8 protein-coding genes and 1 pseudogene are annotated in these 9,852 nt (G+C 69.6%); 5 read left to right on the forward strand and 4 right to left on the reverse strand.

Annotated features, from left to right (window positions below; all coding sequences use genetic code 11):
• Positions 1–150: 150 nt before the first annotated feature.
• Positions 151–810 (reverse strand): peptidoglycan-binding protein, encoded by a 660-nt coding sequence (locus tag VGR06_RS33220; protein WP_327563146.1) that lies wholly within the window; start codon positions 808–810, stop codon positions 151–153.
• A 129-nt stretch (positions 811–939) separates the two neighbouring features.
• On the opposite strand from VGR06_RS33220, the gene boxC reads away from it, so the two are divergent.
• The 4 genes from boxC (at position 940) to VGR06_RS33240 (ending at position 6,572) form a co-directional block, all read left to right on the forward strand.
• On the forward strand, positions 940–2,568 hold the full coding sequence (boxC, locus tag VGR06_RS33225) for a 2,3-epoxybenzoyl-CoA dihydrolase (protein ID WP_327563147.1): 1,629 nt from the start codon (positions 940–942) through the stop codon (positions 2,566–2,568).
• Complete coding sequence (gene boxB / locus VGR06_RS33230; protein ID WP_327563148.1) at positions 2,565–3,986, forward strand: benzoyl-CoA 2,3-epoxidase subunit BoxB; 1,422 nt, start codon at positions 2,565–2,567, stop codon at positions 3,984–3,986. Before boxC ends, boxB begins: the two co-directional genes overlap by 4 nt.
• An 11-nt stretch (positions 3,987–3,997) precedes the next feature.
• Positions 3,998–5,578 (forward strand): benzoate-CoA ligase family protein, encoded by a 1,581-nt coding sequence (locus VGR06_RS33235; protein ID WP_327563149.1) that lies wholly within the window; start codon positions 3,998–4,000, stop codon positions 5,576–5,578.
• Between the two features lie 148 nt (positions 5,579–5,726).
• Complete coding sequence (locus tag VGR06_RS33240) at positions 5,727–6,572, forward strand: amidohydrolase family protein (RefSeq protein WP_327563150.1); 846 nt, start codon at positions 5,727–5,729, stop codon at positions 6,570–6,572.
• Between the two features lie 10 nt (positions 6,573–6,582).
• On the opposite strand, the gene VGR06_RS33245 is transcribed toward VGR06_RS33240, so the two are convergent.
• Together VGR06_RS33245 and VGR06_RS33250 are read right to left on the reverse strand one after the other, a co-directional pair.
• Entirely contained in the window at positions 6,583–7,431 is an 849-nt protein-coding gene (locus VGR06_RS33245) for a PaaX family transcriptional regulator C-terminal domain-containing protein (RefSeq protein WP_327563151.1), read from the reverse strand.
• A 50-nt stretch (positions 7,432–7,481) separates the two neighbouring features.
• Positions 7,482–7,985: a hypothetical protein gene (locus VGR06_RS33250; RefSeq protein ID WP_327563152.1), complete on the reverse strand. Its 504-nt coding sequence runs from the start codon at positions 7,983–7,985 to the stop codon at positions 7,482–7,484.
• Positions 7,986–8,189: 204 nt separating this feature from the next.
• Between VGR06_RS33250 and VGR06_RS33255 the strand changes: the two genes are divergently transcribed.
• Complete coding sequence (locus VGR06_RS33255) at positions 8,190–8,768, forward strand: hypothetical protein (RefSeq protein WP_327563153.1); 579 nt, start codon at positions 8,190–8,192, stop codon at positions 8,766–8,768.
• Positions 8,769–8,908: 140 nt separating this feature from the next.
• Here the strand turns inward: VGR06_RS33255 and VGR06_RS33260 are convergent.
• Positions 8,909–9,852: pseudogene (locus VGR06_RS33260) on the reverse strand (hypothetical protein); the annotation flags it as partial.

Below are 9,852 nucleotides of genomic sequence, written 5' to 3' on the forward strand. Positions count from 1 at the left end.
TTTGCGATCCAGAACCCGCTGTCGTCCACTCGTGCCACCTTGACCTCGCCAACCCCACCCGGGGCCGCGAAGCGGCCCCGTCTTGGTCCTGGCCACCGCCGCTCCACCACTGCGCGTGGCCCCGTCCTTGCCAGGGCCACCCACAAAGGCTCAGGGGTAGGTGATTCCGGGGATGTATCCGGCGCGGGTGAAGCGGTGGTCGATGGTGCCGACGGCGACGCCGTACTTGGAGCCCATCGCCTCGATGGTCTCGTTGCCGCTGCCCAGCGAGAGCGCGACGTGGTTGTACGCCGAGCCGTTGTGCCCGGCCGAGCGGAACAGCAGCGCGCCTTTGATGCCGGTGGCCTCGGCGACGCTGATCTCCAGGCCGGCCTTGGCGACCGCGTCCATCTGGCTCACCGAGTAGCTCGGCAGCTCCACGCCGAGTTGCGCGCAGCTCCAGGAGATCAGCTCGGCGCAGTCGAACTCGTCCTCGTCCGGGTTGTTCTCGTCGGCGTCGGTGCCGAGCACGTACCGGTCGTTGATCTGGTGCAGCGCCAGGTCGACCAGCGCGTCGGCGGTCGCCCCCTCGGACGCGCCGTGCGCCGACGGGTCCTCGGCGCTGGAGAACAGCGCGCCCCAGGTGGCGTCGTCCACCGACCCGGTGGGGGGCAGCTCCCAGGCCGCCTGGAAGGCCTGCACCGCCTCCTCGGTCTTGCGGCCGAAGTCGCCGTCCGCCCCGCCGGGGTTGAAGCCCAGCTGCTCGAGTCGTTCCTGCACGGCGCGGACGTGCTCGTTGTCATCCCCGCGCTTGACGATGATGTCGCTCATCTGCCCAAAGTCGGACATCCGGGGCCATTTCGAAAATGTCCGATCGGGCAGGTGTTGAGGCGGCCCGCGGTGCGGCGAACTTCTACAGAACCTTGACGAGAGCCGGTCAAGATGTAGAGAATAGAGGCCGTGGAGAGCGCGGAGCCGGTGGTCTCGTTCGACGCGCACCCGGACGGGTACCGGCACTGGAAACTGCGGCTGGACGGCGAGATCGCCTGGCTGATGCTGGACGTGGACGAGGCCGGCGGGCTGGTTCCCGGGTACGAGCTGAAGCTCAACTCCTACGACCTCGGCGTGGACATCGAGCTGTACGACGCCACCCAGCGGTTACGCTTCGAGCACCCCGAGGTGCGGGTGGTGATCGTGACCTCGGCCAGGGAGAAGGTGTTCTGCGCGGGCGCGAACATCAGAATGCTCGCCGCCTCGTCTCATCCTTGGAAGGTGAACTTCTGCAAGTTCACCAACGAGACCCGCAACGCCATGGAGGACGCCACCGCGCACTCCGGTCAGGTGTACCTGGCCGCGGTGAACGGCTCGTGCGCGGGCGGCGGGTACGAGCTGGCGCTGGCGTGCGAGCACATCCTGCTGGTGGACGACAACTCGTCGACGGTGTCGCTGCCCGAGGTGCCACTGCTGGGCGTGCTGCCCGGGACCGGTGGGCTGACCCGGCTGGTGGACAAGCGCGGGGTTCGCCGGGACCTGGCCGATGTCTTCGCCACCCGCCAGGACGGGGTCAAGGGCCGCACGGCCGTCGACTGGAAGCTCGTCGACGAGTTGGCGCCGCCCAGAAGGTTCGAGGACGCGGTCAGACAACGGGCGACTGAACTAGCCGCGCACTCGAACAGGCCCAACGACGCGCAAGGCATCGAGCTGGCTCCCTTGCGGCGCGACCGGTACGTGCGCCATGAAATCGACCGCGAAGCCGGCACGGTCACGATCACCGTGCACGCGCCGAAGGCGGTGGGCGGATTGGACGAGGGCGCCGAGTTCTGGCCGCTGGCCATGACCCGTGAGCTGGACGACCTGATCCTTCGGTTGCGCACCAACGAGGCCGGCCTGGGCACCTGGGTGATCAGTACCCACGGCGACCCGGACGTCGTGCTCGGCTACGAGCGCCTGCTGTTCGAGCCCAACTGGCTGACCAACGAGATTCTGCACTACTACAAACGAACGCTGAAACGTCTGGACGTCACCAGCCGGAGCCTCATCGCGCTGATCGAGCCTGGGTCGTGCTTCGCCGGCATGCTGGCCGAGCTGGCGTTCGCCGCCGACCGGCAGTACATGTTGGACGGTCCACCGCCGGACGACGAGGACAGCGACGAGCGCGCCACGATCACGTTGACCGAGGCCAACTTCGGCGCCTTCCCCATGGGCAACGGCATCTCCCGGCTGCAGGCGCGCTTCTACGGTGACCAGGACCAGCTGGAAGCGTTGCACGCCAAGGAGCTGAACCGGGCACTGTCCGCTATGGAGGCTCAGGAGCTGGGTCTGGTCACTGCGGCGCCCGATGACATCGACTGGGCGGACGAGATCCGGATCGTGCTGGAGGGAAGGGCGGCGCTGAGCCCGGACGCGTGCACCGGCATGGAGGCCAACCACCGGTTCGTCGGACCGGAGACCGCGGAGAGCAAGATCTTCGGCCGGCTCTCCGCCTGGCAGAACTGGATCTTCGTGCGGCCCAACGCGTCCGGTGAGGACGGTGCGCTGCGGCGCTACGGCACCGGTCAGCGGCCGGCGTTCGACAGGAGGCGGGTGTGACCACCTCGATCAACTACGACGACAAGATCCCCAACAACGTGGACCTCGCGTCCAACCGGCGCCTGCAGCGCGCGCTGGAGGGCTGGCAGCCGAAGTTCATGAACTGGTGGGGCGAGATGGGACCGACGCTGCAGACCCAGGGCGTGTACCTGCGCACCGCGGTCAGCGTGGGCCGGGAGGGCTGGGCGCACTTCGATCATGTCAACGTGCCGGACTACCGCTGGGGGATCTTCCTGGCCGAGCGCAACCCGGATCGCCGGATCGCCTTCGGGCAGCACAAGGGTGAGCCGGTCTGGCAGCAGGTGCCGGGGGAGTACCGCGCCGACCTGCAGCGGCTGATCGTGATCCAGGGCGACACCGAGCCGGCCTCCGTCGAGCAGCAGAAGCTGCTCGGGCTGACCGCACCCAGCCTGTACGACCTGCGGAACCTGTTCCAGGTCAACGTCGAGGAGGGCCGGCACCTCTGGGCGATGGTGTACCTGCTGCACGCCTATTTCGGCAAGGAGGGCCGCGAGGAGGCGGAAGGCCTGCTGCTGCGCAACTCCGGCAGCCCCGACTCGCCGCGCATCCTCGGCGCGTTCAACGAGGAGACCGCGGACTGGTTGGCGTTCTTCATGTTCACCTACTTCACCGACCGGGACGGCAAGTACCAGCTCGGCACGCTGAAGGAGAGCGCCTTCGATCCGCTGTCGCGCACCTGCGAGTTCATGCTCAAGGAGGAGGCGCACCACATGTTCGTGGGCACCACCGGGGTGGACCGGGTGGTGGAGCGCAGCGCGCAGCTCATCCGCGAGCACGACACCATGGACATCGGCCCGCACGGCGGCATCCCGCTGGAGATGATCCAGAAATACCTGAACTTCCACTACACCGTGTCGCTGGACCTGTTCGGCAGCGAGACCTCGACCAACGCGGCCAACTACTACACCGCCGGGTTGAAGGGCCGCTGGCAGGAGACCCGGCGCGCCGACGACCACACGCTCACCGAGGACAGCGTTTTCCTGGACCGGCCGGTGCCCGACGGCACCTGGGACGCCGAGGAGATCTCCGCGCTGCTGGCGCTGAACCTGGATCTTCGCGGCGAGTACATCGCCGACTGCGAGACCGGGGTCAAGCGGTGGAACAGGATCCTGGCCGACCATGAGGTCGGGTTCCGGTTCCGGCTTCCGCACCCGGGCTTCAACCGCCAGGTTGGCGTAAGCTCCGGGTTCCACATCACCCCGGACGGCACGATCGTGGACGAGCAGACCTGGCGGAAGGGCCGCGAGCACTGGCTGCCGACGAGCGCGGACCTGGCGTTCGTGCGCTCGCTGATGCATCCGGTGTACGAGCGCGGCAAGATCGCCAGCTGGCTCGCGCCGCCCCGCAACGGGATCAACGGCAAGCCGTTCGACTACGAATACGTGTACCTGACCTAAAGGGCGGCGGCATGGAAATCTTCAACGCGGCGGATTTCTTGGTGCACCGGCACGTGCGGGACGGGAGCGGCGACCGGGTCGCGGTGGTGTCCCCCGGCCGGTCGCTGACCTACCGGCGACTCTCGGACGAGGTACGCCGAGTAGCGGCCGGGTTGCGGGCGCTCGGTGTCCGACCGGAGGAGCGGGCCATGTTCTGCATGGCCGACGATGTCGAGCTGCTCACGGGCATCCTCGGTGCGATGCACCTCGGAGCCGTGCCCGTGCCGGTGTCGACCATGGTCACCGGTGCCGAGCTGGGTCAGATGCTGGCTGACTCCCGGGCCCGGATCCTGTGCCTATCGGTCGAGTTCGCGGTCGCAGGATGCGAGGCGGCCGCCGCCGCGCCCGACGTCACCACGGTGGTTCTGGACGGTCCGGCCGACTTCGCGATGCGGGACGGCGTGTCCGTCATGGAATGGGCCGATATGTGCGCGGCGGGTGACTGGTCCGTCGAGCCGTATGCCACCTGGCCGGACTCGCCCGCGCTGTGGCTCTACACCTCCGGGACCACGGGCAAGCCCAAGGCCGCGATGCACCGGCACGCCAGCATCCGGGACGTGGCGCAGCTGTACGGCTCGGGCGTGCTCGGGGTGACATCCGTGGACCGGTGCCTGTCCGTGCCGAAGCTGTTCTTCGCCTACGGTCTGGGAAACTCGTGCTTCTTCCCGCTCGCCGCCGGGGCGACGGCGATCCTGGAGCGGTCCCGCCCGACGCCCGCGCTGATCGCCGGGCGGGTCGCCGCCGACAAGCCGACGCTGTTCTTCGCGGTGCCCACGTTCTACGCCGCGCTGCTCAACAGTGACATCCCGGATGACACGTTCTCCTCGGTGCGCCAAGGGGTTTCCGCCGGTGAACCGCTGCCGGCCGTGGTGCTCTCCCGGTTCCTGGACCGGTTCGGGGTGGAGATCCTCGACGGCCTCGGCTCGACCGAGGCGTTGCACATTTTCCTGTCCAACCGGCCGGGCCAGGTGCGGCCCGGCGCGTCCGGCACCCCGGTGCCCGGCTACGAGGTGGAGATCCGCGACGAGCACGGCGCCGTGGTCGGCGAGGTCGGCACGCCGGGGGAGCTGTACCTGCGCGGCCCGTCGATCGCCACCGGGTACTGGTGCCGCACGGAGACCACCCGGCAGATGTTCCTCGGCGAGTGGCTGCGCACCGGCGATTCCTACGTGCGCAACGAGGACGGCACCTACACGTGTCTCGGCCGGTACAACGACATGCTGAAGGCCGGCGGCATCTGGGTGTCGCCGGCCGAGGTGGAGCAGCGGTTGCTGGAGCACCCCTCGGTGGCCGAGGCGGCGGTGGTCGCCGCGCCGGACGAGGTGGGGCTGGACAAGCCGGTCGCCTGCGTGGTGCCGGTCACCGGATCCACTGTGGATTCCGATGCCCTGATCCACTGGTGCCGTGAAGGATTGGCCGCGTTCAAACGCCCCCGCGCGGTGGTGGCCTTCGAGGAGCTGCCGAAGACCGCCACCGGCAAGATCCGCCGCAACGTGCTCCGTGATCAGGTGCGGGACGCGCTGAAATCCGCGGAGCTGCAGACTAGTGTCTGACGGATCATCTCGGAAAGCCTCACGCCGACCAACGGAACCTCAGGGGACCGTGACGCAACCCAGCCACAATCAACCCCACAACCGCCGCGCTCCCCAGGAACGGAACGACAGCATCGAAATCCCGGAGAGGCGGACTAGAGGCGGGCTAGTGCCGCTGGTCGACGCGCACGTGCACGCGGCGCGGCTGTCCACGGTGAAGCCGTCCTGGCTGGAGTGGGCCGAGCCGTTCTCCCGTTCGCACGACTGGAGATCCGTCTACGACACGGCCGGCGACCCGGTACCGTCCCGTGTGGACGGACTGTTCGAGGCCGAGGGTGTGGACCGGGTGCTGCTGTTCTGCGAGTACAGCCCGCGGGCCACCGGCATCCAGGCGATCGAGGACAACCTGCCCTTCGTCGAGCACAACCCGGTGCGGTTCCGCCTTGTGGCCAACGTGAACCCACACCTGCACCACCCGCTCGGGTCCGAGGTGGAACGCCAGCTCGACCTCGGCGCGGTGGCGCTCAAACTCCACCCGGTGCACGCCGGCTTCCGCCCCGACGACCGCGAGCTCCACGCGGCCTACCAGATCTGCCGCGAGCGCGGCGTGCCGGTGATCATCCACTCCGGCGGCTCCACCTTCCCCGGCGCCCGCACCCGGTTCGGCAACCCCGAGCTCATGCTCGACGTGCTCGAGGACTTCCCCGACGTCCAGTTCGTCCTCGCCCACGGCGGCCGCGGCCCCTGGTACGACACGGCCGCCTACCTCGCCACCGCCCGCGACAACGTCTGGCTCGACCTCGCCGGCCTCCCGCCCCGCAAGCTCCCCGAGTACTACGCCCGCTTCGACCTGCCCCGCCTCGCCACCAAATGGATCTTCGGCACCGACTGGCCCGGCGTCCCCGGCCCGCGCCGCAACGCCACGGCGCTCACCGACCTGGGACTGCCCAAGGACATCCTGCGCGGCGTGCTCGCCGGCAACGCGGCCAAGGTGTTCCCCGGCCTGGACATTTAGGAAAGCAATGTCACGTTGCTTCCCCGCCGGTCAGTTCGGACCAGCGGGTCTGGGCCGCTTCGCCCCAATGCTTGTGGCGGTCGTTGAAGAGTTCGGTGGCTTTGGTGCCGATCCACTGCGGAGGGAGGAGCTCAGCCGGCAGTTGCGGGTCGAGGAACGGGAACCGGCGCCATTCGTGCACCAGGCGGGTCTGCGCGCGGAGCACGTCGTCCGGGGTGCGCGGGTGGAGCGTGCCGAACTCGTCGATGAAATGCCGGTAGCGCTCGGCCACGTCGCCGAGGTCCCACGCGGCGGCCACCATGTCCGGCTCCGCGCCGAGCGCGCCGTAGCTGGCCACGAACGACAGGGCCTGACCGGTGAGCGCGAGCTCGTCCAGGATCAGCTTGGCGTCGGACTCCGCGCCGGGCCGCGGGGTGATCCACACGCCGGGCGCGGGCGAGCCGAAACCGGCCCAGCTGAGCCGCGTCCGCAGCCGGTGCCGCAGGTCACGCAGGGACTCCGGGATCGACACCAGCACGATCAGCCAGCGCCCGTCCCAGTTCGGCTCCCCGCTGCCGAACCCGTAGATCCGCTCCGCGCCCTCGACCAGCAGCCGCCGCCCCGGCCCGGTGAGGCTCCACCGCACCCGCCGCCCCACCCGGTCCGAGGTCAGCCACCCCTCCGCGGCGATCCGCGCCAGCGCCTGCCGCGCCGACTTCTCCTCGACGTCGAACATGCCCAGCGCATCCACCAGCGTCGACGTCCACGCCGGCGCCCCGCGCGGCAGCACGAACTCCCCGAGAATCGTCATCAGCAGGGAACGCGCGCTCCCGCCACCCACCTCCCGCCGGCGGCTCAGCACCGGACCCGGTTCCGTCACCGCCCCATTATGCGACAAATCCGTCGCTCAACTCCAACTTGATGTAGATATCAAGCGGCCCGCGTCGCCTCGAACCGCTGCCGCACGGCGCCGTCCTCCTCCCGACGCCACCGGAACGACCCGGCGGTCAGCTCCGAGAACACCCACCGGTGCGCGACCCCGTCCCGATCGGCCGCGAGCTCGATCCCGTCCTCCGTCGGCCGCGCGAGGAACGGCATCACCAGCCCCCGCTTCGGCCCCAGCCAGGTCGACCGGAACGCCCCGATCGCCGCATCGTAGAACCGCACCGACAAGCCCCACTCCCCGTCCGCGCCCGGCCCCCGGTCCACCCGCCGCGGATTGATCCACACATCCGCCACCGCCCGCCCGTCCAGCACCCAGCTGAAGTGCCACTCCGCGGCCGTCTCCTCGACCAGGCTCCCATCCGCCCCATACTCGAACACCCGCAGATCCCAACTCCCGATCAGCGGAGCGAACACCGCAAGGTGCTCGGCCAACTCCGGCCGCGGCTCCTCCGCCACGAGCACCCCGGCAAACGTCTCGATCGGATCCATGCCCGCAGGCTAAGCCGGTACACCGACGCTCCGGGCCGAAGGGATCTGCACGGCAGGGTCATAGGTCCCGAGATCCGCTCACCCTGTGTTATCCGCCGGGACTCGGGCGATGAGCGCGACAAAAGGCACGATGTCGAGAAGGGCCCTGCCATGTCGATCACCCTCACTCCCGAACCCGTTCAGGTACTACCTGGGCGTCGGTGGGTGTTCCTGCGGAGCCCGAGGTTCTGGGTCGAGGTGGCCCTGGTCCTCGGCCTTGTCCTGGGCTGGAGCATGGCGTTCTACAACGGCGGCGTCAGCCAGGACAACGCCTCCTCGGTCTCCGGGTTGAAGGAGTCCAACCAGGATCTGCACACCCGACTCGGCAGGGTGACGGGTGAGCGGGACAAGCTGCTCGGTGACCGGAGCGCCGTGGAGAGCGCCGTGCAGGCGCGGGAGGATGCGGCGAAGAAGCACGAGGACGAGCTTGCACAACGGGACGCCGCCGCCAGGAAGCGCGAAGACGACGTCAAGGCGCGCGAGGATGCGGTGACGCAGCAGGAGAAGGTCCAGGCACAGAACACGATTGCCGAAGGTAGCTGGGCGGTGGGTGTCGACATTCAACCCGGGACGTACCGCACGAAGGAAACGGTGGTCGGGGACTGCTACTGGGAGATCGACTCGGACGCGAACGGCGACCACATTGTCGCCAACGACATCGTCACCGGCGGCCGGCCGACGGTGACGTTGAAGAACGGGCAGTTCTTCAAGACCTCGAGGTGCGGCCAGTGGGGCAAGGCCTAGACGGTTGATTCCCAGGTCGGGTGCCGCGGAGCAGGCTGGGAGCACCGCCCGGACGAGAACCAGGCGGACCCGGCCTGCCCGAACGTCCAACTCAGTTGCTGGAACGTACGACTCGTGGTCCCGAACGTACGACTCGCGGTCTAGGTGAGTGGGCCGGTGACCGGGACGATGGTGCCGCCGGGGAGCCAGCCGGTTTCGTGGGTGTGGTGCGCGAACTCCTGGGGCAGGAAGGCGACCGCCGACGCGGCGTAGAGGCGCGTTTCCCTTGGCTCGGGGGAGTTCTGGGCGGTGAGCCAGGCGTGGTAGCCGGATTCGGTCGGGGCGGAGCCGTGGAACGCGGCCTCGACGGCGACCTGGTAGCGGACGGCGGGCTCGTCGCGCGGGTCGAAGCGGAGGGCGAGGACGGTGCCGTTGGTGGAGCGGAGCACCGGGGCGGAGAGGAGCCAGGGGGCGAGGTAGGTGCCGGTCGAGTAGAGCACCTCGGTGAGTTGGCGGGTGGCGACCGCGCGCAGGGTCGAGGTTGCGGCGGCCCAGCCGGAGACCACGATCAGGGCGCCGTCGCGGGCCGGGGTGCCGGTGATCGTGAGGCCGGCTTCCCGGGCGGCGTCACGGAGAACGGAAAGTGCGGCGGCGGAGCGGGCGGAGGCGTCGGCTTCCACCCGGACCTCGGGCACGCCGCGCCCGGCCAGTTGCTTCATCAGCGCGCGCAGGGTCTCCGCGTCGGCGGGCGCGAGCGCGTCGGCGGGGCAGCCGGTCAACGCCTGCCTCGATCCGGCCAGCACCGCACCGAGCGCGGCGCTGGCGCACTCGGGACCGTCCGGACCGGTGAACACCGGAGTCGAACGCGGACCGTGGCCGGTGTCGACATCGACAGGCGTGCCGGAGATCCAGAGCCTGCTCACCCCGGGCGGCAGGTCGACCGTGGCCCAGCGGCCGCCGGCGCCGGGCCGTTCCGCCGCCGGCAGCGCATGACCCGGGTCGCTGCCGACCGGGACCGCGTCGGAGCCGGCCACGTAAACCAGGTTGAGGCCAGGGCGCCCCGGCGTCACGAGCACCGGCACGTGCCCGGCCGAGGTGTGCGCGG

Origin of the sequence: Actinophytocola sp., from assembly GCF_036002505.1 — a bacterium.
Lineage (GTDB): Bacteria > Actinomycetota > Actinomycetes > Mycobacteriales > Pseudonocardiaceae > DASYTH01.

Bases quoted from the DNA above. Each gene is read 5' to 3' on its own strand.
- VGR06_RS33220 (WP_327563146.1), bottom strand. From the start codon at position 810: ATGAGCGACATCATCGTCAAGCGCGGGGATGACAACGAGCACGTCCGC.
- VGR06_RS33235 (WP_327563149.1), top strand. From the start codon at position 3,998: ATGGAAATCTTCAACGCGGCGGATTTCTTGGTGCACCGGCACGTGCGG.
- VGR06_RS33250 (WP_327563152.1), bottom strand. From the start codon at position 7,985: ATGGATCCGATCGAGACGTTTGCCGGGGTGCTCGTGGCGGAGGAGCCG.